This is a genomic window from Arthrobacter sp. BE255 (assembly GCF_031457335.1).
Lineage (GTDB): Bacteria > Actinomycetota > Actinomycetes > Actinomycetales > Micrococcaceae > Arthrobacter.
In genome coordinates this window covers 82,226-105,570 of record NZ_JAVDWK010000005.1, presented here as the reverse complement: position 1 = coordinate 105,570, position 23,345 = coordinate 82,226, and the positions used below count along the sequence as shown (strand labels likewise).

Here is a 23,345-nt window from a genome sequence, read left to right as displayed (position 1 = left end):
CGGCTGGTTAAATCGACGTTTCACTCACGGACACGCCAGTTTCACACGTCCCTCCAGCGAACTTTGGCGATAGGGAATCGCCGGGACGTACGCCGGATTTGCGGGAAGGTCAGCGTGGCAGGACCAGACTGCGCAGTTACTTGGCGGAGATGGCCAAAAACTTGATGGGCAGGTCCAGCAGCTCCAGCGGTCCGTGCGGGCCCTCGCCGTCCAGCAGGAGGGAGTCCCCGGCTTCCATGGTGTACTCGTAGGCGCCGTGCCCGTAAACCATCTTCCCCGCCAGCATGTAGATGAACTCCGTGCCCGGGTGCTGGAACAGCGGAAAAACATCGGAGGCATCGGTGAGCGTGACCAGGGTTGGCTCCAGGGCATCGGTCCGGCCCTTAAGCGTGCCCAGAACGCGGTACTCGTGGCCGTGCTGCGTGCCGCTGCGGACGGTCAGGCTGCCCTGGCCGTTCTTGGTGAATGTGGCATCACGGTCCGTGTCCGCACCGCGGAACAGCGCGGTCACGGGTATCTTCAGGCCATCGGCGAGCCGCTGCAGCGTGGTCAGGGAGCACGAGGTGGTTGCCGTTTCGATCCTGGAGATCATCGCTTTGGACAGGCCCGTCCGGGCAGCGAGCTCCGCCGAGGACAAGCCGTTGGCCGTGCGGTAGTGCCGGACCTGCGTGGCGATGACCTGCTCCAGTTTTCCTGGGACGGCCGCGGTGGGCGCGGCTTCGGTTTCCTCCGCGGCGTGATTGGTCATAGGAGCCATCATAAGTGGCACCGCCATAGCCAAAACACAGCACACTGCCTAGTGTTTTTTACAGGGCATGGGGTGAAGGGAACTTTCGATGCGTACCGTGACCTACAGCGCCGCGTGCAGCCTGGACGGGTACATCGCCGGCAGCGACGGCTCCTTCGACTGGCTCTATTTCAGCCCTGACGTGGAAGAACTCATGGGCCAATTCTGGTCCACCGTGGATGCCGTCCTGATGGGCCGGAAGACGTGGGAGTTCTCGGCGGGGCAGGATTTCAGCGCCGAGGAGTCCTCAGGCGACGGGACCGCCGCGGACCTCAGCGGAATTCCTCCGGTGACCACGTACCTCTTCTCCCGCACGCTGCCCGAGGCGCCGGACGGGGTCGAGCTTGTTACCTCCGACGGCGGCGGGTTCGTGAACCGGCTGAAGCAGCAGCCAGGAAAGGGAATCTTCCTGATGGGCGGCGGTGAGCTCGCGACGTCGCTCTTCGAAGCCGGCGCCATCGATGTGGTCAGCCTCAACGTTCATCCTGTCCTGCTGGGCTCCGGCGTCCCGTTCTTCAGGCCCCAATCACGCCGTATAGCCCTCGAGCTGACCGAGTCACGCGCCATCGACGGCGGCTGCGTGCTGATGACGTACCGCGTCCGGAACTAAGGCAGCCACTCAGGCGAACGGAAATAAAGCCGCGCCTATCCTATGGCGCGGGCCTCGCCCATGAGCCCAGCCAGCGAGTCCGCGAGCGCTACGGCGCCTGCCTCGGCGTCCCAGTCCTCAACCAGCTCATCGGGAGAATGCGAAACGCCCGTGGGGTTGCGGATGAACAGCATCGCCGTGGGGATCTGCGAACTCAGGACCCCGGCGTCGTGCCCTGCCCCCGTGTCCAGCACGGGCGCGTTGGGAAGGAACCCCCGAAGCTGGTCCCGCAGCCCGGCATCGAAGCGCACCGTCGGGCTGAGGGACTCCATGCTGAGGCTGGAGGTGCAGCCCTCCTCGGCCGCCATGACCTGGGCGTTGAGCCCGATCGCTTCCACCAGCGCCGCGGTGACGGAGTCGTCCGGGTGCCGCACGTCGATCCACAGGTCCACCCGGGAGGCGATGACGTTGGTTCCGCCGGGGACGGGCTGGATCCGCCCCACGGTGGCCCGTGCATCACGGTACTTCCGGGCGGTGTCGCGGATGCCCACCATGACCTTGGCGGCGGCGATCATGGGGTCCTTCCGGTCCTTCATGAGGGTGGTGCCCGCGTGGTTGCCCTCACCGGTGAGCGTCAGTTTCCACCGGCCGTGGCCCAGGATCGATGACCCGATGGCCACCGGCTGGTTGAGGTCCACCAGGCCCCTCCCCTGTTCAACGTGCAGCTCCACAAACACGCCCAGCTGCTGCAGCGCCATGTAGTCGGCTCCAATAAGCCGCGGATCCTGGCCGCTGGCGGCGGCTACGTCCGCGTACGTGTTCCCGTCGGGATCCTTGAGCCGGCGGGCCTTGTCCGGATCGAGTTCGCCGGTCAGCAGCCGCGACCCCAGGCAGGCCACGCCAAACCGCGACCCTTCCTCCTCGGGGAACACGGCGATGGCCAGGGGTCGGCGCGGACGGAGGCCGCGGGCCTTGAGGAGGTCGACGGCGACCAGGGCCGAGGCGACCCCCAACGGACCGTCATACTCACCGCCGCCCGGGACCGAATCGAGGTGGCTGCCGGTGACCACGGCGTTCCGCCGCGTACCTGTCGCGGTATCCCACCACGCCCAGATGATGCCGTTCTGGTCCGTGTGGACATCCAGCCCGCGGCGCCCGGCCTCCGCAATGAACCAGCTCCGCAGCTCCGTCTCGGCAGTGGAGAACACCGGCCGCGAGTAGCCTCCCCGCGTCCTGTCGCGGCCGACGTCGGCAATGTCCCTGAGCAGGCCGCTCACCGTGGCGGCGGGCGGCTCAGCCGATGGCAGCTGCGGTGCTGAAGGATGCGCCGCGGCCGGCTGCGGTGGTTCCGTCTGGGTCGGCCGGACGGTGGAAGGGCTGGTGGCAGTCACGGGGTTCCGTTTCTCGAGATGGATGGAGTAGTTGGTTCGCGGTCAGCGGCCGCTGACTGCCGCCGTCGCGGTCCTGAAACGCAGCGGAATGTTGGCCGCTCCGGTAGCCAGGTCCGCCGCCCACCGGCCGGTCAGCGGCGCGAACTTTGCGCCGTGCCCCGAGCAGGGCGAGAGAATGGTGAGGTTGTGCACCCGGTCGATGATGAAGTCCTCGTTGGGCGTGTTGGTGAACAGGCAGGTGGTCTCGGCGTACGGATCGGGGTCCAGGCCGGGCAGGAAGCGCCGGACGTAGTCCACCACCCGGCTCCGGTTGACGGGGTCCACTTCCCCGGTCTGCGCTGCGGCGCTGGGAAGGAAGCGGCCGCCGTTGTACTCGGCCACCTTCTGCCCGGCAAAACCGGCGTCCCTCCCACCGGGCAGGCCATAGACCTGGATGTCGGCCCGTTTGTGGATGAACGTCGGCCAGGATGCGCCGGGAACAACGCCGGCGCCGCCGTCGCCTTCCTTGTAGCGGAAGTGGAACGCCTGCTCCTGCCGCACCGTGATTTCGGGGAGGCCGGCCAGGAAGCCCTGCGGAAGGGACAACTCCCCCAGCAGCCCGGGCAGCCAGCCGCCCGCGCCGATGACCACATTGCCGGCGTCGAACGTTTCCCCCGCAGCCGAGCGAAGCCGGTAGCCGGCGGCGGGCCTGTCCAGCCGTTGCAGGGACCATCCCGTCAGGAGCCGGGCGCCGTGTCCGACCGCCTGCTCCACCATGGCGTTGACGGCCGTTTCGGCGTCGATCACTCCTGCGTCCGGGTGCCAGAGCACTTCCGTGTCGAAGGCGATCTGCGGCCATCGCGCCGAGGCCTCGGCCGCACTGAGCAGCTCGTGCTCAATCCCCGCCCCGGCCAGCACGGCGGCCAGCAGCCGCGGATTTCGTTCGGAGCCGAAGTCCGCCGCACCCGCCGGGGTGATTAGCTGCAAGCCGCTGTTCAACGCAAGGATGTCCCACAGCCCCTTGGACTCCTGCACCGCGTGCGTGTAGAAGGGGTCCGGGTAAGCGTAGCGGAAGATCCGGGCGGACCCGTGCGAGCTGGCGTCGTGGCTGGCCGGGACGTTGCGTTCCAGGATGGTGACCTGGTGGCCGCGGGCCGCGAGCTGCCACGCCGTGGCGGCACCGGCCAGGCCGGCGCCCACCACCACGTAGTCGGAGGAATCGGTCATCGTGGGCTCCTGTTCCGGTGCTTACTTGGCGCCGGGGATCCAGCTGGTGCCGGCCAGGGGAACGCGGGCCATGGCCGAGGCTTCGATGGTCAGCGCCACAAGGTCCTCGGGTTCCAGGTTGTGCAGGTGCGACTTGCCGCAGGCCCGGGCGATGGTCTGGGCTTCCATGGTGAGGACGCGCAGGTAGTTGGCGAGCCGCTTGCCGGCGGCCACCGGGTCCAGCCGGGAGGAGAGTTCCGGGTCCTGGGTGGTGATGCCGGCGGGGTCGCGGCCGTCCTGGAAATCGTCGTAGAACCCGGCGGCGGAACCCAGCGCTGCGTATTCTGCGGCATAGCGGGGATCGTTGTCGCCCAGGGCGATCAGGGCAGCGGTGCCGATGGCCACGGCGTCCGCTCCGAGGGCCATGGCCTTGGCGACGTCGGCGCCGGTGCGGATGCCCCCAGAGACGATGAGCTGGACTTTGCGGTGGACGCCGAGTTCCTGGAGTGCCTGGACGGCCTGCGGTATGGCGGCGAGGGTGGGGATGCCGACGTTTTCGATGAAGACCTGCTGGGTCGCGGCGGTGCCGCCCTGCATGCCGTCCACCACCACCACGTCGGCGCCGGACTTCACCGCGAGGGCCGTGTCGTAGTACGGCCGGGAGGCGCCGATCTTGACGTAGATGGGGGTCTTCCAGTCGGTGATTTCGCGCAGTTCGCCGATCTTGATTTCCAGGTCGTCCGGGCCGGTCCAGTCCGGGTGCCGGCTGGCGGAGCGCTGGTCGATCCCGACGGGCAGGGTGCGCATTCCGGCGACGCGTTCGGTAATTTTCTGGCCCAGCAGCATGCCGCCGCCGCCCGGCTTGGCGCCCTGGCCGAGCACGATCTCGATCGCGTCGGCCTTGCGCAGGTCGTCCGGGTTCATGCCGTACCGGGAGGGGAGGTACTGGTACACGAGGTGCTTGGACTGGCCGCGCTCCTCGGGCGTCATGCCGCCGTCGCCCGTGGTGGTGGAGGTCCCCACCTCGGACGCGCCACGGCCCAGCGCCTCCTTGGCGTTGGCAGAGAGTGCGCCGAAGCTCATGCCGGCGATGGTCACCGGGGTCTGCAGGTGCAGCGGATTGCTTGCGTGCCGGTCGCCGAGGACGACGTCGGTATCGCACTTTTCGCGGTAGCCCTCCAGCGGGTAGCGGGACATGGAGGCGCCGAGGAACAGCAGGTCGTCAAAGTGCGGGAGCTGGCGTTTGGCGCCCCAGCCGCGGATGTCGTACACGCCCGTGGAGGCGGCGCGCTGGATGTCGGCGATGGTGGCCCGGTCGAAGGTTGCCGATTCGCGCAGGCCGAGCGCAGCGATGTCCTGGGGGCGGTCCAGGGTGTGGATGGGTTCGGAGGTGATGGTCATGGGAGGCTCCTAGTACGACGTCGAGTTGTCGACGTGGAAGTGGTAGAGGTTCCGGGCTGAGCCGTAGCGCTTGAAGTCGGCGGGGTTGTCGGTGCGGCCGGCTGCTGCCAGCAGCTCGGCGAGTTCGGCCAGGTGTTCGGCCTTCAGGGGCTTTTCGATGCAGTCAGCGCCGAGTGAGGCCACGGTGCCTTTGACGTAGAGCCGGGCCTCGTAGATGGAGTCGCCCAGGGCCTCGCCGGCGTCGCCGCAGACCACCAGGCGGCCGGCCTGCGCCATGAACGCGGACATGTGGCCGATGTTGCCGCCCACCACGATGTCCACGCCCTTCATCGAGATGCCGCAGCGTGCGCCGGCGTTCCCGTCGATGACCACCAGGCCGCCGTGGCCGGTGGCGGCCGCGGACTGGGACGCGTCACCCTTTACGTGCACGCGGCCGGACATGATGTTCTCGGCGAGTCCGACGCCGGCATTGCCGTTAATGGTCACGTCGCCTTTTTGGTGCATCCCGGCGGCGTAGTAGCCGGCGTGGCCTTCGACGGTCACCGTGACGTCCGCGGTGATGCCGACGGCGAGGCTGTGCTTGCCGCCGGGGCTGGTGACGGTCCAGGACTGGCCATCGACTGCATCGTGGAGGGCCTGGTTGAGGTCCCTGACCGGAGCGTCGGCGAGGTCAACGCTGAAGGTGTCCAGGCTGACGGTTGGCAGGGTTGTTTCCGTGCTTTCGGGGGCTGTCAGAGTGACCATGTGTAGACCTTTCCGGGTTCCGGTTCAAAGATGCGGGCGTTTTCAATCCCGGGCAGGGCTGCCAGGGCGCGGTATTCGGAGGCCATGGCCACGTAGTCGGCGGTTTCGGCGATGATGGCCGGCTTGCAGGCGATCGGGTCCCGGACCACGGCCATGCTGTCCGCGGTGGTGACCACCAGGGTGTAGAAGCCGTCGAAGACCTTGCCGAGGTTCACCAGGGCCTCCTCGAGGGTGTCGCCCTGCTGCAGTCGGGAGGCGACGTAGCGGGCACCCACCTCGGTGTCGTTGTCGGAGTCGAACACCACGCCGTCGCGCAGCAGGCCCCGCCGGATGGTGGCGTGGTTGGAGAACGATCCGTTGTGCACCAGGCACAGGTCATCCGCCACGGAGAAGGGGTGCGAACCGCCCGCTGTCACCGCGGACTCGGTGGCCATCCGGGTGTGGGACAGGCCCTGGCTGCCGCCCATGGCCTCCAGCCCGTGTTCGGCCGCGATCTCCATGGGATGGCCAACGCTCTTCATCACCGCCACGTGCCCGCCGCGGCCGATGATGGTGGCGGCGGGGAGGGTTTCGCTGACAACCTTCACCAGCAGGTCGGTCCCGACGGCGGCACTCACCAAGGTGGTGTCCCCCACCACCCGGACTGTGGCGGCGGCGTCGGACGGGAGCATGCCGGCGATGGCGAGCTGGATCTCCGCGACGGGCAGGCCCTGGTCCTTGCCGAGCAGGCTCAGGGTGGAGGTCCCTTCCGAGACCAGGCCGGGCGTGTTGTAGACGGCCAGGCCGGCGGAGTCCGGGCCGCGGTCCACGATCTGGCACATCATGGAGGACAGGAGGCTGCCCATCCGGGGGTGCAGCAGGGGGTTGCGCAGCTGCAGCGCGGCAATTCCACACATGGTGTGTCCTTTACTTGCTAGGGGGTTCTCAGTTCGAAGACGGGCTAGATGGACGTCAAATACGTGCGGATTTCCCAGTCGCTGACCTGGTTGTGCCAGCTCAGGAACTCCTCTTCCTTGGCGTCCGCGTAGTACCTGCCGATCTCGGCGTCGCCGCTGAGGCTGGCCAGGATCACCGGATCCCGGCGCAGGGCCTCAACGGCATGCAGCAGCGTGGCCGGCAGCAGGTGGGCATCGGGCTTGGACTCGCCGGGGCCGGACGGCAGACCGGGATCGGCGGCCTTTTCCACGCCGTCCAGCCCGGCCGCGATCGCCGTGGCAATGGCCAGGTAAGGGTTCGCCGAGCCGTCGCCGGAGCGGAGTTCGATCCGTTTGTTGTCCGGGACGCGGATCATGTGCGTGCGGTCATTCCCGCCGAAGGACGCCTTCCGCGGCGACCAGGTGGCGCCGGAGGAGCTGGTGGTGGCACCCGAGCGCTTGTACGAATTCACCGTCGGGGCGAGGAAGGCCTGCAGCGCAGGCGCGTGCTCCAGGATTCCGGCGATGAACGAATAAGCGAGCCCGGACAGCCCAAGGCCGCGGCCGCCGTCGTCCGCTCCTCCCTCATCCCCACTGTCATCCCCCGGGAACAGTGCCTCTGCGCCGGACCACAGCGAGAGGTGGAAGTGCAGGCCCGTGCCCGTCCGGTCGGTGAAGGGCTTGGGCATGAACGTGGCGGTCATGCCGCGCTGCTCGGCCAGGATGTTGAGGATGTAGCGGAGGGTGACCACCCTGTCCGCGGTGGTAAGCGCGTCGGCGTAGTTGAAGTTCTGCTCAAACTGCCCGGCCGCGTCCTCGTGGTCGTTGGCGTAGTTGCCCCAGCCCAGGCCGTTCATCGCCTCGGAGATGGAGGTCAGGTGGTCGTACATCCGGGTGACGCCGCGGGCGTCGTAGCAGGGGCGGGGCGAATCGTCGCGCGCGTCGGCGGTGCTCAGCGTCCCGTCGTCGTTCCTGTTGACCAGGAAGTACTCAACCTCGGCACCGATCTTGGCCTGCATGCCCTGGTCCGCGAGGCGGGCCAGGGTGTTCTTCAAGATGACCCGAGGCGCGTAGGGCCAGGGCTGGCCGTTGACGTGCGGGTCGCAGTGGATGATGGCCAGTCCCTCCTTGATGAAGGGGACCGGGGTGAAGGAGGCCAGGTCGGGGACCGCGATGAGGTCCGCGTCCTGCGGCTTCTGGCCGATCAGGCCCGCGGCGTAGCCGGCGAAGCCCATGGCCCCGGCCTCCAGCTCGTCGGCGGCCTCAACGGGGACCAGCTTGGCGCAGGGCTTGCCGGTCATGTCCACAAACGTGGCAAGGAGGAAGCGGACATCGTGGGCACGGGCGATGTCGGCCAGGGAAATTCTGTCGGTAAGGGGCGAAGCGGATACAGCAGGGGTTGCGACACTCGTCATCGAAACATTCCTGTCCGGTTGGTGTTAGCTACTAGTAAACCTTGTTGAACCAGAGTAGCCAAACCGCCGTTACGGGCGTCGTGCGGGAATGTTAAATGCGCGTTACGCAGGGTGGGGGGCGGACCTGAGGCGGGCCACGAGAGTCGCGGCGAGCAGCGCCGTCGCGATCTCCAGGGCGATGACCAGCAAAAGTCCGCCGGCGCCGGTTGCGTCCGCAATGTTCGGGCCTGCAACGCTCGACGGCGGCGCACCGGCATGTGCGTGGGCGCCGGAACCTGCGCCGAGCAGCAGCACGCCATGAAGGGCAGCCATGGACACGGCGCAGGCCATGACCCTGCGCAGGGCTGCCACCCGGTGGTGCCGCCAGATGTGCAGGGCGCACGGCAGGCAGAGCGCTGCGAGTACCAGCATGAGGACACTTAACAGCGCACCGTGCTGGTTTTGGACGGCAAGCCACACATGCACGGCACTGGAACATGCCACCACCGCGGCGCATAACTGGGGATGCAGGACGGGCCCGCCAATGCGGGCCCGTCGAGTCAGGGTCATGGGATTTTCCTAGCTGTGGCAGCTGCCGGAGCCGGCATCGCCATGGCAGCCGCCGGCTTCATCTGATCCGCTGGCGCTGGCGGGCACGTCGAGGACCGGGCTGCGGTCGAAGAAGCCCTCCGGGCGCAGCTTGAAGCCAACGGTGTCCACGGGCATGATCGGCCAGTCCTCCACGCGAGGGAAGTGCGTCAGGCCGAAGGTGTGCCAGAGCACGATGTCCTCGCCGTCGATCTCCCGGTCCTGCGCAACGTAGGCAGGCAGCCCCGCGCCGCCCGGGTGCTGGTTCACGAAGTCGCCCGTGGGGTAGCGCTCGTCGTCGGCGTAGCGGGTGACCCAGACGTCCTTGGTGGCAAACGCGGCGCGGCGTGCGATGGAGGAATCCGGATCGGCCAGCAGCGTGGGCTGGTTCTGCGAGTGGAGCTTGTAGCCCACGGGCTCGCCGAGGCGGTTGCGGGACCCGGGGTTGGAGATGATCCAGGTCCGGCCGGCCCTGGCGTCGGCCTCGCGGACGGCTTCGGATTCCCGGGTGAGCACCGTGCGTTTCCGGGAGAAGGCGTTGCCCCGTTCATTTCCCTCGCCCATGGGCTGGCGGACAACGTCCTCTTCCTCGACGCGGTTGGTGAAGCCGTCGATGGCCATGTCCAGGCGGGCGCTGAAGAGGTGCTGGTGGAAGGGTGCGCCGAGGCCGGGCGCGAGCTGGGAGATATTGTCCGAGCCACCCTCCGGGAAGGCGCTGGTGAAGACGACACCGGTGGCTTTGGCTTCGAATTCGATGGTGCCGTCGAGGTAGAGGTACCAGTAGAAGCCGTAGTCGTAGTTGCCGATGGTGGTGAAGAAGGAGATCACCAGGCGGCGGTTGCGGCGGGTGTAGTTGATGCCGGTCCAGAGGTCGGAGTGCTTGGAGAGGATGCCCCAGTCCTCCTCATGCATGCAGATGCCGTTGCGGATCTCGCGCGGGTTGCCGAAGGCGTCGCTGATGACAGGGCTGAGGTAAGTGATGTCGCCGAGGCAGTCGCAGCCCAGCTCCAGGGAGTTGGCGTACTGGCCCACCAGGTATTCGCCGGTGTCGAAGTAGTTCTGCCAGGACCGGATGGGCGACGGATCACCGTACGGGACCACCATTTCGGCGATGGATGCCCGGTTGATGATGGGCCTCAGCCGGCCACCGTCCTGGAACGCGAGGTTGTGCAGGACCACGCCTTCGCGGACGTCGAAGCCGACGTCGAGGCTCCATTTCTCCCACTCCACGTGGTTTCCGCCGCTGACAGTGAAACTGGGACCTTCCGGCTGGGTGATGCTGATGGGCTTCTGCGTAGTGCGGAGTGGCCCGGTCAGTTCAGGGTCCGTGTAGTTGCCGTGCTCGGCGGGGATCGGCATGGCGCCGAGGTCCAGGACCCGGGTGACTTCCTTGCTGACCACATCCACGTAGGCCACGAGCCCGTCCACGGGGTGCGCCCAGGCGCTGTCCTCCGGAAAGTCCTGCACAAACGCCAGGCCGCGGAGGATGCGGCGGCCCTTTTCCTCGGGGTATTCGAAGACACCGGCCGAGAGCGGGGCAACACGGACTTTGCTGGCGTCCAGGCCGCGCTCCGCCAGCGCCTTGAGCCAGCGTTCATCCGTAGCCAGCAGCGACTCCACCACCTCAAATTCCTCCTCGAGCACGGGAAGCTCACCCGTGGCGGCAGTGTCCAGTTCGACGGCGGACACCACTTCCTGGCGGGTCACGGAAACCACCACATCCGTGGGTGAACCGCCCGCAATGTCGTGGAGGAAAATGCGGAACCTGCGGTCCTCGGCGGGAATCACGACGGCGGAATTCCCGCCGGCGGCGGCAGCACCGCCGTCGGACTTCCCGGCGGCAGAATGCCCGACGGCGGTGCTGCCGCGGGCGGGGTCAAGCAGGCCCAGGTAGGCGATGCGCTTTTCAGCCCCGAGATGTCCTGCGGCGCGGAGAATGGCCTGGACCTCAGTGATTTCGTCGCCTGACGCCAGGCGGAACGGGGTATCTGTCTCAGCTGATGCAAGCGTCATGGGTGACCTTTGTCCGGGACCGTTGCCGGTCGGAATTTTTATTTTCTATAGTTGTAGAGAATAAGCGTCCGTAAGATGGCTCACAAGAGTTTGAGCGAAAATATTTCCCGGGGAGTGGCCGCGGTGCCGAAAATAGTTGACCATGACGAGCGGCGCCTGGAACTGGTGGATGCCACCTGGCGAATCATCGCCCGGCTGGGCATCGAGGGTGCCACGATGCGCGAGATCGCACTGGAGGCAGGCTTCGCCAACGGGGCCCTCAAGCCCTACTTCCCCACCAAGGACACCCTGCTGGAGTTCGCATTCGGGCACGTCTTCAACCGGACCAACCAGCGCGTCGCCAAAGTCACCGAAGGCAAAACCGGACTGCCGGCACTGCGCGCCTTCTGCCTGGAGGTGCTCCCCCTGGACGAAGAACGGGTCAACGAAGCGCGGATCGTCATCCCGTTCTGGCAGAAGGCCATCAACGATCCGCAGAAGGCCGAGATCCACCGGCAGTCCATGGAAGAGTGGCTTGCCTCCATCCGGCAATACCTCGCTGAGGCCCGGAAGGCCGGCGACGTCAGCGCCGCCGTCGACGACGCCACCCTGGCCGGCCAGCTCCTGAACATGCTGCTGGGCGCGCAGATCGGAGCAGCGCTGGCCGCTGGCCCTGACGCCGATCCCGGCCTGGCCGACCAGCTCGAGGGTTACCTCACCCTGCTGGCCCGCGGAGAACCCCAGCCATGACCATCCCTGCTGGGATCGACACCCCGGACATCATGATCGACGTCGACATCCTCGATTGGAACATCGCCCGGATGGCAGCAGCCGTCAGGGAGAAGGGCCTCGCCCTCCGTCCCCACGCCAAGACCCACAAGATCCCCGAGATCGCCGCCCGCCAGATGGCCGCCGGGGCAGCCGGGCTGACGGTGGCAACCATCGGCGAGGCCGAAGTGTTCGCCGATGCAGGCATCAACGACATCTTCATCGCCTACCCCCTCTGGATGTCACCACAAAAAGCCGAGCGGCTCCGGCGCCTGGCGTCAACGGCGACAATCGCCGTGGGTGTGGACTCCGCAGCGGGGGCAACCAAGCTCGGGTCATGCCTCGGGGAGGCGGCCGGGAGCGTCAGCGTCCTGGTCGAAATCGACAGCGGGCACCACCGCAGCGGCGTGGGCCCCGACGCTGCGGCGGCTGTTGCCGAAGCCGCCTCGCGCGCCGGGCTGAAGATTGCGGGGGTCTTCACCTTCCCGGGCCACAGCTACGCGCCGGGGATGCCGGCAGCGGCCGCCGCGCAGGAGCAGCAGGCGCTGCTGGAAGCCGCGAAATCGCTTGCGGCGGCAGGATTCGAGGCCGCCCGGCGCAGCGGAGGCTCCACCCCCACGGCGCTCCTGACTGAGCGGTCCGCGGCCACGGAAGTGCGTCCCGGCGTGTACGTCTTCGGCGACGCCCAGCAGCTGGAGCTGGGCCGGTGCGCGGCGGAGGATATCGCGCTGACGGTTGCTGCCACCGTGGTGAGCCACCACCAGACCCTCCCGGACGCTCCGGCCCGTTTCATCATCGACGCCGGCAGCAAGATCCTGGGCAGCGACCGGCCCGCCTGGGCAAGCGGTTTCGGCCGGCTGATCGACCACCCGGACGCCCGGATCACCGCACTCTCGGAGCACCACGCCACGGTTGAGTGGCCCGACAGCCGAACCCTGCCGCCCATCGGTGACCGGCTGCGCGTGATCCCCAACCACGTCTGCCTGGCCATCAACCTGGTGGACGACGTCGCGGTGACCAGCAACGGCGCTCTCGTGGACCGCTGGGCCGTGGCAGCCCGGGGCAAAAACAAGTAACCGCTCCACGACGGACGGCAGCCCGCAACCTAAAGTCTTTTTTCGCCAGCTGTTGAAAAAAGATGGCATCCGGCGCTAACCTGAGTGCACTGTGTTCCAGGACACAGCTACCGGGGAACCCACGTTATGCGGCCATCCGTCGTCAGGACCATCCATGCCAGCTGCAGTCCAGCCCGCCAGCCAGAACCTCAAATCCAGCGTTGCGCTGACGTTTGACCACTGGAAACACCTCGTGGCGGAGTCCTTCGTGCCGCTCGCCGCCCGGACCGGGGACGTTGACGGCTTCCGCGGGCAGCTGCGGTCGCGGGTGCTGGACCGGATGTCCGTCGTCGAAGTCACCGCCACCTCCCACGAGGTCCACCGCACCCCGGCCCTGATCGCCCAGGCCAGCGAACGCTACTTCAAACTCAACCTCCAGCTGGAGGGCACCGGGCTCCTGATCCAGGACAACCGCGAAGCCCTGCTGAGGCCCGGCGACCTGGCCATCTACGACACCAACCGCCCCTACACCCTCGCGTTCGAGGAAGAGGCGCGGATGATGGTGGTGATGTTTCCCTGCGACGCCCTCTCGCTGCCGACGGACTACGTGGGCCAGCTCGCGGCAGTGCGGATGGCCGGCAGCACGGGCCTGAGCGGGATCGTGGGCCAGTTCATCCGGCAGCTTTCCGAAAACCTTGACGTGCTTAGCGGCCCCAGCGGTTCACGTCTGGCTGCGAACGCGCTGGACCTGGTATCCACCCTGCTGCACGCGGAAATGGACATCGCCCCGGACCGGATGAAGCCGCAGGCCCTCCTGGCCGTGTCGGTGCGCGAATACATCGAAGCCAACCTCTCCGACCCCCAGCTGTCACCGGCCAGCATTGCCGCGGCACACTTCATCTCGACGCGGCACCTGCACAATGTCTTCCACGAGTCCGGCACCACCGTTGCAACATGGATCCGGTCCCAGCGGCTGGACGGCGCACGCCGCGAGCTGCGGGATCCGCTGCATGCCGGCAAACCGGTAGGCGCTGTCGCCGCCCGCTGGGGGTTCCTGGACGCAGCGCACTTCAGCCGCACCTTCCGCGACGCCTTCGGCGTCTCCCCCAGCGACTGGCGCCGCGGCGCCTGAACAGAATTCCTGAAGGTCGCACCGAACAGCAGGAGGCCCGGCGCGGATTGATTCCGCGCCGGGCCTCTGCGCTCCTCCGTCCCTGCCGGAGGCCGCGCTTTAGTTGGCAGCGTGCCCCAGGGCGGCAGCCCCGTGGCGGCGCTCCACCTGACGCTCCACCAGCACTCCGGCCGCGAACACCACCGGGACCGCCACCAGCAGCGCCACTGCGGTCTCGGCACTGCCGCCGATCAGCGACGTGAAGTTGCTGACCACCAGGTACAGGACCCAGGCCAGCAGCACGGACGCGAGCGCCGGCGCCAGGAGGGTCTGCCAGAGCTGCCCGGTGACCCGTTCGCGGCGGAAGAAGCCGACGACGGCGATGGAGCAGAGCATGTACAGCACCAGGAGTGCCGCGACGGCCAGCCCGCTGAACCACGAGAACAGGGTCAGGACGGGGTCCAGCGCCAGCACGGCAAAGGGTGCCACCAGTGCGACGGCGGTGGCGGTCTGGATCCAGGCGGCCGCGGCGGGCGCACGGTGCCGGTTGGTCCGGGCAACGATTGCGGGCAGGGAACCGCGGAGTGCCAGCGAATGGAGGTAGCGGTTGATGCCGTTGTGGAAAGCGATGATGCCGGCGAGCAGGGAGGTGACGAGCAGGATGCCGGTGGTGATTCCTGCCCAGGGCCCAAACAGCTCCACCATGGGCGTGAGCACGAAGGCGGTGGAGTCCCCGGATTCCAGGGCGGCGCCGGCTGCGCCAATGACTTGGGACGGGCCGTAGTAGCTGACCAGCATCCACGAAATGAAGGAGAAAAACACCGAAATGACGCCGACGGACAGATAGGTTGCCCGGGCCACCGTACTGTGGGCGTCCTTGGCCTCGGCGGAGTAGATCGCCGTGGATTCGAAGCCGAACATGGAGGCCACCGCGAACATGATGGCAACACCGGGGGCACCTGTGGCGATGGCCTCCGGCGAAAACGACGCCGCGAAGCTCAGGCCTTCGGGGCCGCCGCCGCGGAACAGGACGGTGAAGCCGAACATCAGCAGGACGGCTACTTCCAGCCCCACCAGCAAGGCAAGCACCCGGGCGCCGAGTTCGATGTTCAGGGAACCCAGCACCTGGACGCCGGCCATGGTGACCAGGGCCAGGAGCCACCACGGAATACCGACGCCGATGGAGGCCAACAGGCCGGAGAAGGCTGCACCGTACAGCCCGTACATGGCGGCCTGCACGGTGCTGTAGGCCAGCAGCGCCAGCCAGGCCGCGCCTGCGCCGACCTTTCGCCCGAAGGCGGCGGTGACGTAGGCGTAGAAGGCGCCGTTCGCCTGGATTTTGCGGCTCATCGCGACGAAGCCCACCGCGAAGATCACAATCACAATGCCGACAATCAGGTAAGCGCCCGGGGCACCGGCGCCGTTGCCGAGTGCGGCCGCGAGGGGCGAAGCGCCGACGATCCCGGTGAGGGGCGCCTGGGCGGAGAGGACAAAGAACAGGATGCCCATGACGCCGATGCTGCCGGCACGGAGGGCGGTTGAGTGCTCCGTACGCGGAGCGGCTTCAGTGGTCCGGGACTCGGAATTCGAAATACTCATTGGATCCTTCTTAACGGTCATGAGCGTTGGGGGGAAGAGGTACTGCGCGAGGGCATGCACCGATGAATCCAGCATGGCAGCGGACCCGGCCTGCGCCTTGTCCTATAGCGATCAGTTGTTGTGCGTGAGTGCAGTGACGTGCCACCCGTGGCGGCCCCGGCGCAACTGTTCGCCTCAGGTCAACCGCCGTTCGCGGATACACAAGACGGCCCGGAAGCAGCGGGGCAGACTCAAGGCATAGCCTCAGGCCACGCCGGCCGGTGCGCATTGCCTACTCGAAGTGGAGTAACCCATGGAAACCTACGACGCCCTGCTGGCCTCGATCACCCCGGACTCCGGCGAGACCCGGACCATCCTTGACCCCGCCACCGGCACCCCTGTCGGCGAAGCCCCGGTCCACACCGTCGAGGACCTTGAAACCGCCATCGAAACTGCCGCTGCAGCGCAGCCGGCCTGGGCCGCACTGGGCCACGACGCCCGGTCCGCCGCGCTCCTCAAGGCGGCCGACGCCGTCGAACGCTCCGCCGAGGAACTCGCCCGGCTGCTCTCCCGCGAGCAGGGAAAACCCCTGAACGGCCCCAACGCACGGTTCGAGGTGGGCGCCTGCGCCGCCTGGCTGCGGGCCACCGCCGCCACGCCCCTGGAACCTGAGACGGTGGTGGACGACGGCGAAACGTACGCCGAGCTGCACTACCGGCCCATCGGCGTCGTCGGTGCCATCGGCCCCTGGAACTGGCCGATGATGATCACCGTCTGGCAGATCGCCCCGGCCCTCCGGATGGGCAACGCCGTCGTCGTCAAACCCTCCGAATACACCCCGCTGTCCGTCCTGGCCCTGGTCAAGGTCATCAACGAGGAACTCCCCGAAGGCCTGCTGACCGTCGTTTCCGGCGGCCGTGACGTGGGCGCACGCCTCGCCGGACACCCCGCCATCGGAAAGGTCATGTTCACCGGCTCCACAACCACCGGAAAAGCCATCATCAGGTCCTCCGCGGACACCATCAAGCGGCTCACCCTGGAGCTCGGCGGCAACGACGCCGGCATCGTCCTGCCCGACGCCGATCCTGCCGCGATCGCCGAGGGCCTGTTCTGGGGCGCCTTCATCAACAATGGCCAGACCTGCGCCGCCCTGAAGCGCCTCTATGTCCACGACGACATCTACGACGCCGTCTGCGAAGAACTCACCAAAGTCGCCGCCGCGATGCCGATGGGCGTGGGCCTGGACGAAAACAACGTCCTGGGCCCGCTGCAGAACAGGGCGCAGTACGACATTGTGGCCGGCCTGGTTGAAGAAGCCCGCGATTCCGGCGCCCGGATCCTGCTCGGCGGCGACCCTGACACGGACCAGCCCGGCCACTTCTACCCCGCCACCCTGGTGGCCGACATCGACAACAACAACCCGCTGGTCACCGAGGAACAGTTCGGCCCCGCCCTGCCGATCATCCGCTACAGCACCGTGGACGAGGCCATCGCCAAAGCCAACGCGCTCGACGTCGGCCTCGGCGCCTCCGTCTGGTCCCCCAACGTCACCGAAGCCCGCAAGGTCGCCGCCCGCCTCGAAGCCGGCACCGTTTGGATCAACAAACACGGCGCCGTGGACCCCCGCGTCCCCTTCGGCGGCGCCAAGCAGTCCGGCTACGGCCTGGAATTCGGCGTCGAAGGCCTCAAAGCCCTCGGCGTCCCGCAGGCCATCAACGGCTAGTTCTCCTCCCGGCAAGGCAACAATCCTCGCCTGTTCCCCGCGCATGGAAGACTTGCGCGGGGAACGTAGCGCCACGAGTGAGGACAGCGGCTTTGGACGGAGTCTTAAAGGGATTCTTTGTGGTGGGCGTGGTCCTGCTCATCGGCTACCTCCTGGCGAGGACCAACGCCCTCGGCCCGCACGGGACCAAAGTGCTCTCCACGCTCACCTTCATGGTGGGGCTGCCCAGCCTGATGTTCTCCATCATCGCGACCCGCCACATCTCCGAAGTCCTCAGCCAGACAGGGCTGATCGCGCTGATCACCGCGGTATCCGTCATGGCCCTGTTCGCCATCACCGGGGCAATCTGCCGGTGGGGCGTCCGGCGGACCACCATCGGAGCGCTGGCCACGGGAATCGTTAATTCCACCAACCTCGGTGTTCCGTTGTCCCTCTACGTTCTCGGCAGCGCCACCTTCGTCACCCCGATCATGCTGTTCCAGCTGGCCATCCTGACCCCGGTGGCCCTGACCATTCTGGATCTTACGGACCCTGCGGGGAAAAAGACGTCCGTGTGGCGCATCCTCGCCACCCCCTTCCGCAACCCCGTAACGGTGGCGGCGATTCTTGGGATCATCGTCAGCGCCACCGGGATTCAAGTGCCCGCATTGGCATTGGATCCCCTGGCCCTCGTGGCCCAGCTGACCGTGCCGCTGATGCTGATCATTTTTGGCATGTCACTCCACGGCCTCTCGCCGCGTCAGGGAACCGGCGACCGTGCCCCCACGCTGCTGGCAGTCATCCTGAAATCGGGAGTCCAGCCTGCCCTTGCCTGGATCCTGGCGGTGTTTGTGTTCCACCTCGATACCTTCAGCACGTTCGTTGTCACCGCCTGCGCAATCCTTCCCACCGGGCAGAACGTGGTCCTGTACGCGGTCCGTTACGGCGTGGGCCAAAACCTCGCGCAATCAACGGCCGTCATCACGTCGGCGCTGGCCGTCCCGCTGCTCCTGGGGGCGGCCTGGCTTCTGGGCTGAATCCCGACGACGGCGGGCCGGGACACACAGTGTCCCGGCCCGCCGTGGGGGTCGCGTGAGTCCAGCCGCCGCTGCGGCTTAGCCCTGCTGGAGCGCCGGCTCCTGCATCCAGGGCCGGGTGGGGGTCTGGCCGAGCTGGTCGTTGAACTCCTGCGCTTCGCGGTAGTACTCCAGCATGGACAGCCGGGACGCAGCCGCGGGGTCCAGGAGGATCACCGCGCGGCGGTGAAGCTGCAGGACCGACGCCGGGCAGTTGGCGCTGACCGGCCCCTCCACCATTGCCTGGACGGCGCCGGCTTTGTTCTCCCCCATGGCTACCAGCACAGCCAGCTTCGCCTCGCGGATGGTCCCCAGCCCCTGGGTCAGGCACAGCCGGGGGACGTCGCCGTCCGGGAAAAACCGGGCGTTGTCCGTGCGTGTCGCCCCCGCCAGCGTCTTCACCCGGGTCCGCGAGGCAAGTGACGACGTCGGCTCGTTGAACCCGATGTGCCCGTTGGCCCCGATGCCCAGGATCTGGATGTCCACTCCACCGGCCGCCGCGATCGCGGCGTCGTAGCGCTCTGCTTCGGCAACAAGGTCGGCGGCGTCCCCCTGCGGGGTAAAGAGCCGCTCCAGCGGCAGGTCCACGTGGTCCACGAACTCGCGGCGGATGGTGGAGTAGTACGACTGCTCATGGTCCTTCGGCAGCCCGGCGTACTCGTCCAGGGTGAAGCCGGTGACCTGGCTGAAGCTGAGCTGCTCCTCGCGGTGCCGCCGGATGAGCTCCTGGTAGGTGGAACTCGGGGACCCTCCGGTGGCCAGGCCCAGGACCGCCGGACCCTGCCGGACCCTCGCCTCGATGATGTCCGCCGCCCGGGCTCCTACATGGTCGACGGACTCACACAGAACTATCTGCACGGTCATTCCTTTCCTGAGTTTGTGGTGTGCCGGCACGGTAGGCCTGCACGAGTTCAAGTTCTTCGGTGGCCACCAGGACGTCGGCCCGGTAGCCCGCGGCGATGGCGCCGACCCGGGCGGCGCCCCGGTCAAGGCCCATCAGCCGGGCCGGGGTGGACGAAGCCGCGGCAACAGCATCGGCGAGCGGGATCCCCCATTCGACGCAGCGGCGCACGTTTTCCAGCAGGAAGCTCGTGGCTCCCGCGATCGCGCCGGGCTCCTCCGCATCCCCGGCGTGGGCACCACGCGCCGGTGCCAGCCGGGCCACCCGGGCGTGGACCAGCACGTCCAGGCTGCCGAGGGTGTAGTGCCCGTCGGACATACCCGCCGCCGCCATCGCATCGGTAATGAGGGCAATCGAGCGGGGTCCCACGAGGTTGAACACCATCCGGACGATTTCGGGGTCCAGGTGCACGCCGTCGGCAATCAGTTCCAGCACCATGTGCCCGGGCGACTGTTCGGCGGCCTGCAGCATCACCGCGACCGGCCCGGCAGCCCGGTGGCCTAGCGCCGGCATCCGGTTGAACAGGTGCGTTGCCGACCACGGGCCCGGGTCCCCCTCAGGACCACCTTCAGCGGCGAGGACGTCGCGGGTCTGCGCCGCGGTGGCGTTGGTGTGGCCCAGCGAAGGCACCACGCCGTAGTCCCGGCACAGCTGCACCAGCTCCGCGAAATGAGGGGTCTCCGGGGCCAGTGTCAGTGACCGTACCGTCCCGCGCCCTGCCTCCAGCCACTGCTTCAGGAGCGCCGGATCGCCGTCGATAATCGCGGCAGGGTCCTGCGCACCGCACATGCTTTTGGTAATGAACGGCCCCTCCAGGTGCAGGCCCGCCAGCGTGCCGTCCGCCACCAGGTCCCGCAGCACCGCGATCTGCTCCAGCAGCACGTCCGACGGCGCCGACACGAGCGAGGCGAGGACCGACGTCGTGCCTTCCGCGGCGTGATGGCCGGCGGCACGGCGGGCCCCCTCGGCGTCCGCGGAGAAGGTGTCCCCTCCGGCGCCGTGGCAGTGCACGTCCACCAGCCCGGGCAGGATCAGCGGCACCCGACGGATGTCGGCGTCGAAACCTGCCGGCAGGTCCGACGTCGGGCCGCACCACTGGATGGTCCCGCCGGCCATCACCACGGTGCCGTCGTCGATCACCGGGTCACCGGGGACGCCGGTGACGAGGCGGCCCCGCAGCCCCACCACGCCGCCGCCGCTTGGGTTTGCCAGGTCCACCGGACGCTCAGCTTGCATCGGCTTTGGCCATGGAGCCGTTCTCGTCGGTTTCATCCTCGCGGCCCATGGTGCGCAGGTTCCAGCGGCGGATCACAAAGCGGAACACCACGTAGTAGATGGCGGCGTAGACCAGCCCGATGGGGATCAGCCACAGCGGGTTCTGCGCGATGCCGAAGTTCAGGACGTAGTCGATGGCCCCGGCGGAGAACCCGAACCCGTGGTGGATGCCCAGGAAGTTGACCAGCATCATGGACGTTCCGGTCAGGAACGCGTGGACGACGTACAGCGGCCAGGCGACGAACATAAAGGAGAACTCGAGCGGTTCGGTGATGCCCGTGAGGAACGCGGTGAGGCCGGTGGAGAGCATCACGCCGCCCACGATCTTCCGCTGTGACGGCTTGGCTTCCTGCCAGATGGCCAGGGCGGCGGCGGGCAGGGCGAACATCATGATGGGGAAGAAGCCGGTCATAAAGACGCCGGCGGAAGGGTCACCGGCAAAGAACCGGTTCAGGTCGCCGTGGGCGCCGTTGTAGTCGCCAAGGATGAACCACACGACGGAGTTCAGGATGTGGTGCAGCCCCAGCGGGATCAGCAGCCGGTTGAGCGTGCCGTAAACGCCGCTGCCCACCACGGTGTTGTCCGCCACGGCGTTGCCCACGGCGGTCAGGCCGGTGTTGAAGTACGGGTAGATCAGGGCCAGGAGCACGCCGATCACGATCGCTGCGAAGGACGTCAGGATGGGCACCAGCCGGCGGCCGGCGAAGAAGCCCAGCCAGTCCGGCAGGGTGGTGCGGTGGAAGCGCTGCCAGAGCAACGCCGTCGTCAGGCCCATCACGATGCCGGCCAGCACGCCGTAGTTGATGACGGGAGCCTTGCCGCCCTCCGCGGCGGCGCCCAGCACCAGCGGCGCCATCACCTTGAAGACGTTGGTCAGGACCAGGTAACCGACGACGGCGGCGAGGGCAGTGGAGCCGTCGCCCTTCTTGGCGAAACCGAAGGAAATGCCGACGGCGAAGAGCAGCGGCAGGTTCTCGAACAGGGCACCGCCGGCGGCGCCGATGACCTGGGCGACGGTGGTCAGGGATTCGAACCTGCCCAGCAGGTCGTCCTGGCCCAGGCGGAGCAGGAGGGCGGCCGCGGGGAGGGCAGCGATGGGCAGCATGAGGCTGCGGCCGAAGCGCTGCATGTTCTGCAGTGCCTTGCCGCTGCCCTTGGCCTTGCCCGGCGCCGCGGCGGCCGCTGTGGGATTTTCCGTGGTCATGATGTTCCTCGTCTCGAAGAGGGTGGTGCTTGTGCGGGGATGCTTGTTTCAGTAGAGTCTAGGTAACTGGTTATAACCAGTGACAACCATCACTGTGAAGGGCGCCGGCCTCAGTTGTCAACCTCAAGCCGAAAATTGGCTTCCGGAACCGCCGTCCTTCACCGCTTACCAACACCGGGAGTGGACATGTCCAAAGCAGAAATCATCCTCGCCGCCCTTGGCGGCGCCGGAAACGTCGAAGAGATCGAAGGGTGCATCACGCGCCTGCGCACCGAAGTGGTGGACGCATCCCGCGTGGACGAGGCCGCCCTCAAGGCAGCCGGCGCCCACGGCGTCATGATGTCCGGCACGGTGGTCCAGGTTGTTGTGGGCCCGGAAGCCGAGAGCCTCGCCGAAGACATCCAGGACCTGATGTGAGCACGGCTGAAGTGCGCAGTCCTGACGTGAGCACCCCCGGGGCGGGCACCGAAATGCCGGCCCTGGCCATCGGCGTCGCCTCGCCGCTGCCCGGCCGGCTCATCCCGCTGGGCGAAGTACCGGACCCGGTGTTCGCCAAAGGACTGGTGGGCGGCGGCGCCGCAGTGATCCCCGACGACGACGCCGGTGTGGTCACCGCCGTCGCGCCGCTGGACGGCAAGGTGGTCAAGGTGATGCCGCACGCCTACATCGTCCAGCACGCGTCCGGGCCCGCCGTCCTGGTGCACGTCGGCATCGACACCGTGGGCCTGAAAGGCGAGGGCTTCACGGTCATCGCGCAGAAGGGCGACCAGGTCCGCGCCGGCGATCCCATGATCACCGTGGACGTCACCCTGGTCCGCTCGAGGAACCTCAGCATGTGCAGCCCCGTGGTGGTCCTGGACACCGCGGCGGACGCCATCGAAGCCCCGGCCGCCGGCGGGCGCGTGGAAGCAGGCGCGCACCTGTTCGATCTTCCCGGAAAATAGGACACATGGATACAGCAGGGGAACTGAAACACGTCTGGGTCCGAAGGCAACTCCAGGACCTGGTGTCCAGCACGTTGCGGCCCGGCGATGCCCTGCTGGGTGAGCGCCAGCTGGAGGAACAGTTCGGGGTCTCGCGGATCACGGTCCGCCGGGCCATCTCGGACCTGGTCCAGGACGGCGCCCTGGTCCGGATTAAGGGCAAGGGCACCTTCGTTTCGCACGGGCTGGTCCGGTCCACCCTGCATTTGGCCTCGTTCAACGAGGACATGCGGCAGGCCGGTTTTGAGCCCAGCACCCGGGTCATCAACGTGTCCAAGGCTCCGCCACCGGCGGCGGCCGCCGAGCACCTGGGACTGGCTCCGGACGAGCCCGCCTACCTGGTCCGGCGGCTCCGCCTGGCGAACGGCGCCCCGGTCAGCGTGGACGAGTCCTGGCTGCCGCCGCGCCTGCTGCCGGACCTGCTCTCCTCGGACCTGACAGGCTCCCTCTACCGGGCCTTGGGAAGCGCCGGGTATCCGGTCCAGCAGGCGGAGCAGACGGTCGAGGCCGCTGCGGCGTCGGAGGATACGGCCGCGCTGCTGGACATCGAACCGGGCGCCCCCGTCCTGCTCTTCAAGCGCCGGTCCTTCACCGGGACCGAGGAGCCGGGAACACCCATCGAGTACGCGGTCTCAACGTACCGTTCGGACCGGTACCAGGTATCAATGCGCCTGGCGCTGGGCTGATTGGCCTGATCCCACTGGTTC

At 67.7% G+C, this 23,345-nt stretch carries 22 protein-coding genes; 9 read left to right on the top strand and 13 right to left on the bottom strand.

Annotation, left to right across the window (positions count from 1 at the left end; genetic code table 11):
• Positions 1-136: 136 nt before the first annotated feature.
• Positions 137-748, bottom strand: a complete 612-nt coding sequence (locus J2X42_RS10870; protein WP_310164984.1) for an XRE family transcriptional regulator — start codon at positions 746-748, stop codon at positions 137-139.
• A gap of 88 nt (positions 749-836) precedes the next feature.
• On the opposite strand from J2X42_RS10870, the gene J2X42_RS10865 reads away from it, so the two are divergent.
• Positions 837-1,397, top strand: coding sequence for a dihydrofolate reductase family protein (locus J2X42_RS10865; protein WP_310164982.1), 561 nt, complete (start codon positions 837-839; stop codon positions 1,395-1,397).
• A 35-nt stretch (positions 1,398-1,432) separates the two neighbouring features.
• Here the strand turns inward: J2X42_RS10865 and J2X42_RS10860 are convergent, their stop codons facing one another.
• From J2X42_RS10860 to J2X42_RS10825, 8 genes are all read right to left on the bottom strand, one after another.
• Positions 1,433-2,683: an allantoate amidohydrolase gene (locus J2X42_RS10860; RefSeq protein ID WP_310165385.1), complete on the bottom strand. Its 1,251-nt coding sequence runs from the start codon at positions 2,681-2,683 to the stop codon at positions 1,433-1,435.
• 126 nt (positions 2,684-2,809) lie between these two features.
• Positions 2,810-3,973, bottom strand: coding sequence for an FAD-dependent oxidoreductase (locus J2X42_RS10855; RefSeq protein WP_310164980.1), 1,164 nt, complete (start codon positions 3,971-3,973; stop codon positions 2,810-2,812).
• Positions 3,974-3,994: 21 nt separating this feature from the next.
• Entirely contained in the window at positions 3,995-5,353 is a 1,359-nt protein-coding gene (locus J2X42_RS10850) for an FMN-binding glutamate synthase family protein (protein ID WP_310164978.1), read from the bottom strand.
• Between the two features lie 9 nt (positions 5,354-5,362).
• Positions 5,363-6,097 (bottom strand): protein glxC, encoded by a 735-nt coding sequence (locus J2X42_RS10845; protein ID WP_310164976.1) that lies wholly within the window; start codon positions 6,095-6,097, stop codon positions 5,363-5,365.
• Positions 6,085-6,993, bottom strand: a complete 909-nt coding sequence (locus J2X42_RS10840) for a glutamine amidotransferase (protein WP_310164975.1) — start codon at positions 6,991-6,993, stop codon at positions 6,085-6,087. The genes J2X42_RS10845 and J2X42_RS10840 overlap by 13 nt, the downstream gene beginning before the upstream one ends.
• 44 nt (positions 6,994-7,037) lie before the next feature.
• Positions 7,038-8,426 carry a type III glutamate--ammonia ligase gene (glnT, locus tag J2X42_RS10835; RefSeq protein WP_310164973.1) on the bottom strand — a complete coding sequence of 463 codons (1,389 nt, stop codon included), beginning with the start codon at positions 8,424-8,426 and terminating at the stop codon, positions 7,038-7,040.
• 102 nt (positions 8,427-8,528) lie between these two features.
• Positions 8,529-8,975 carry a hypothetical protein gene (locus tag J2X42_RS10830; protein ID WP_310164972.1) on the bottom strand — a complete coding sequence of 149 codons (447 nt, stop codon included), beginning with the start codon at positions 8,973-8,975 and terminating at the stop codon, positions 8,529-8,531.
• Between the two features lie 9 nt (positions 8,976-8,984).
• Positions 8,985-11,006: a primary-amine oxidase gene (locus J2X42_RS10825; protein WP_310164970.1), complete on the bottom strand. Its 2,022-nt coding sequence runs from the start codon at positions 11,004-11,006 to the stop codon at positions 8,985-8,987.
• 123 nt (positions 11,007-11,129) lie between these two features.
• Here J2X42_RS10825 and J2X42_RS10820 point away from each other — a divergent pair, with 123 nt between their 5' ends.
• The 3 genes from J2X42_RS10820 to J2X42_RS10810 all read left to right on the top strand — a co-directional run bounded on the left by J2X42_RS10820 (position 11,130) and on the right by J2X42_RS10810 (position 13,940).
• Complete coding sequence (locus tag J2X42_RS10820) at positions 11,130-11,735, top strand: TetR/AcrR family transcriptional regulator (protein WP_310165384.1); 606 nt, start codon at positions 11,130-11,132, stop codon at positions 11,733-11,735.
• A complete protein-coding gene (locus J2X42_RS10815) occupies positions 11,732-12,829 on the top strand; it encodes an alanine racemase (RefSeq protein ID WP_310164968.1) in 1,098 nt (365 codons plus the stop codon). The genes J2X42_RS10820 and J2X42_RS10815 overlap by 4 nt, the downstream gene beginning before the upstream one ends.
• 154 nt (positions 12,830-12,983) lie before the next feature.
• A complete protein-coding gene (locus tag J2X42_RS10810) occupies positions 12,984-13,940 on the top strand; it encodes a helix-turn-helix domain-containing protein (protein ID WP_310164967.1) in 957 nt (318 codons plus the stop codon).
• Between the two features lie 99 nt (positions 13,941-14,039).
• Here the strand turns inward: J2X42_RS10810 and J2X42_RS10805 are convergent, their stop codons facing one another.
• Entirely contained in the window at positions 14,040-15,518 is a 1,479-nt protein-coding gene (locus J2X42_RS10805) for an APC family permease (protein WP_310164965.1), read from the bottom strand.
• A 292-nt stretch (positions 15,519-15,810) separates the two neighbouring features.
• On the opposite strand from J2X42_RS10805, the gene J2X42_RS10800 reads away from it, so the two are divergent.
• Both J2X42_RS10800 and J2X42_RS10795 read left to right on the top strand, forming a co-directional pair.
• Positions 15,811-17,220 (top strand): aldehyde dehydrogenase family protein, encoded by a 1,410-nt coding sequence (locus tag J2X42_RS10800; protein WP_310164961.1) that lies wholly within the window; start codon positions 15,811-15,813, stop codon positions 17,218-17,220.
• A 92-nt stretch (positions 17,221-17,312) separates the two neighbouring features.
• Positions 17,313-18,236: an AEC family transporter gene (locus J2X42_RS10795; protein ID WP_310164959.1), complete on the top strand. Its 924-nt coding sequence runs from the start codon at positions 17,313-17,315 to the stop codon at positions 18,234-18,236.
• A 78-nt stretch (positions 18,237-18,314) separates the two neighbouring features.
• Here the strand turns inward: J2X42_RS10795 and nagB are convergent, their stop codons facing one another.
• From nagB to J2X42_RS10780, 3 genes are read right to left on the bottom strand one after another with little or no spacing between them, the layout of a single operon-like run.
• Positions 18,315-19,133, bottom strand: a complete 819-nt coding sequence (gene nagB, locus J2X42_RS10790) for a glucosamine-6-phosphate deaminase (protein ID WP_310164957.1) — start codon at positions 19,131-19,133, stop codon at positions 18,315-18,317.
• On the bottom strand, positions 19,114-20,412 hold the full coding sequence (locus J2X42_RS10785; protein ID WP_310164955.1) for an amidohydrolase family protein: 1,299 nt from the start codon (positions 20,410-20,412) through the stop codon (positions 19,114-19,116). The genes nagB and J2X42_RS10785 overlap by 20 nt, the downstream gene beginning before the upstream one ends.
• The gene (locus J2X42_RS10780; RefSeq protein WP_310164953.1) at positions 20,402-21,655 is read right to left on the bottom strand and encodes a PTS transporter subunit EIIC; all 1,254 of its coding nucleotides are present in this window, start codon (positions 21,653-21,655) and stop codon (positions 20,402-20,404) included. Before J2X42_RS10780 ends, J2X42_RS10785 begins: the two co-directional genes overlap by 11 nt.
• A gap of 186 nt (positions 21,656-21,841) precedes the next feature.
• Here J2X42_RS10780 and J2X42_RS10775 point away from each other — a divergent pair, with 186 nt between their 5' ends.
• Genes J2X42_RS10775 through J2X42_RS10765 form a run of 3 tightly spaced genes read left to right on the top strand, consistent with a single transcriptional unit; the run spans position 21,842 to position 23,324 of the window.
• Positions 21,842-22,072, top strand: a complete 231-nt coding sequence (locus tag J2X42_RS10775) for a glucose PTS transporter subunit EIIB (RefSeq protein ID WP_131134548.1) — start codon at positions 21,842-21,844, stop codon at positions 22,070-22,072.
• The gene (locus tag J2X42_RS10770) at positions 22,069-22,599 is read left to right on the top strand and encodes a PTS glucose transporter subunit IIA (protein ID WP_310164950.1); all 531 of its coding nucleotides are present in this window, start codon (positions 22,069-22,071) and stop codon (positions 22,597-22,599) included. The genes J2X42_RS10775 and J2X42_RS10770 overlap by 4 nt, the downstream gene beginning before the upstream one ends.
• Positions 22,600-22,604: 5 nt before the next feature.
• The gene (locus tag J2X42_RS10765; protein ID WP_310164948.1) at positions 22,605-23,324 is read left to right on the top strand and encodes a GntR family transcriptional regulator; all 720 of its coding nucleotides are present in this window, start codon (positions 22,605-22,607) and stop codon (positions 23,322-23,324) included.
• Positions 23,325-23,345 lie beyond the last annotated feature (21 nt).

Bases quoted from the DNA above. Each gene is read 5' to 3' on its own strand.
- J2X42_RS10870 (WP_310164984.1), bottom strand. From the start codon at position 748: ATGACCAATCACGCCGCGGAGGAAACCGAAGCCGCGCCCACCGCGGCC.
- J2X42_RS10865 (WP_310164982.1), top strand. From the start codon at position 837: ATGCGTACCGTGACCTACAGCGCCGCGTGCAGCCTGGACGGGTACATC.
- J2X42_RS10855 (WP_310164980.1), bottom strand. From the start codon at position 3,973: ATGACCGATTCCTCCGACTACGTGGTGGTGGGCGCCGGCCTGGCCGGT.
- J2X42_RS10850 (WP_310164978.1), bottom strand. From the start codon at position 5,353: ATGACCATCACCTCCGAACCCATCCACACCCTGGACCGCCCCCAGGAC.
- J2X42_RS10845 (WP_310164976.1), bottom strand. From the start codon at position 6,097: ATGGTCACTCTGACAGCCCCCGAAAGCACGGAAACAACCCTGCCAACC.
- J2X42_RS10840 (WP_310164975.1), bottom strand. From the start codon at position 6,993: ATGTGTGGAATTGCCGCGCTGCAGCTGCGCAACCCCCTGCTGCACCCC.
- glnT (WP_310164973.1), bottom strand. From the start codon at position 8,426: ATGACGAGTGTCGCAACCCCTGCTGTATCCGCTTCGCCCCTTACCGAC.
- J2X42_RS10830 (WP_310164972.1), bottom strand. From the start codon at position 8,975: ATGACCCTGACTCGACGGGCCCGCATTGGCGGGCCCGTCCTGCATCCC.
- J2X42_RS10825 (WP_310164970.1), bottom strand. From the start codon at position 11,006: ATGACGCTTGCATCAGCTGAGACAGATACCCCGTTCCGCCTGGCGTCA.
- J2X42_RS10815 (WP_310164968.1), top strand. From the start codon at position 11,732: ATGACCATCCCTGCTGGGATCGACACCCCGGACATCATGATCGACGTC.
- J2X42_RS10810 (WP_310164967.1), top strand. From the start codon at position 12,984: ATGCCAGCTGCAGTCCAGCCCGCCAGCCAGAACCTCAAATCCAGCGTT.
- J2X42_RS10805 (WP_310164965.1), bottom strand. From the start codon at position 15,518: ATGAGTATTTCGAATTCCGAGTCCCGGACCACTGAAGCCGCTCCGCGT.
- J2X42_RS10800 (WP_310164961.1), top strand. From the start codon at position 15,811: ATGGAAACCTACGACGCCCTGCTGGCCTCGATCACCCCGGACTCCGGC.
- J2X42_RS10785 (WP_310164955.1), bottom strand. From the start codon at position 20,412: ATGCAAGCTGAGCGTCCGGTGGACCTGGCAAACCCAAGCGGCGGCGGC.
- J2X42_RS10780 (WP_310164953.1), bottom strand. From the start codon at position 21,655: ATGACCACGGAAAATCCCACAGCGGCCGCCGCGGCGCCGGGCAAGGCC.
- J2X42_RS10775 (WP_131134548.1), top strand. From the start codon at position 21,842: ATGTCCAAAGCAGAAATCATCCTCGCCGCCCTTGGCGGCGCCGGAAAC.
- J2X42_RS10765 (WP_310164948.1), top strand. From the start codon at position 22,605: ATGGATACAGCAGGGGAACTGAAACACGTCTGGGTCCGAAGGCAACTC.